1 protein-coding gene is annotated in these 254 nt (G+C 64.2%); it reads left to right on the top strand.

Annotation, left to right across the window (positions count from 1 at the left end):
• Positions 1–15: 15 nt before the first annotated feature.
• Positions 16–254, top strand: a 239-nt coding sequence (locus PZC42_RS22000) for a hypothetical protein (RefSeq protein ID WP_277214341.1), incomplete at its 3' end; no start/stop codon positions are given.

The following is a 254-nucleotide window of genomic DNA, read 5'->3' as shown; positions in this document are numbered from 1 at the left end:
AGAGAAGGAGCCGTCATGGTAACCGTCCCCGCCGGTAGAATCAGCCCGAAGCAACTCGAGAGCGGCGCGCCGAGCATCGAGCGCTACTTCACCAAGCCGGGCGTCGACCCGTTCGATGAGGTAGCGTGGGCGCTTCGCAGCGCCACGATCACTGACGAGTCAGGCGAGGCCGTCTTCGAGCAGACCGATGTGGAGATGCCCGACTTCTGGTCGCAGACCGCCACCAACGTCGTCGTCTCGAAGTACTTCCGCGG

The sequence above is a fragment of the Isoptericola croceus genome, assembly GCF_029382255.1.
Lineage (GTDB): Bacteria > Actinomycetota > Actinomycetes > Actinomycetales > Cellulomonadaceae > Isoptericola > Isoptericola croceus.
Note: the sequence above shows the minus strand (reverse complement) of the source record. Positions and strands in the feature narration are given on the sequence as shown.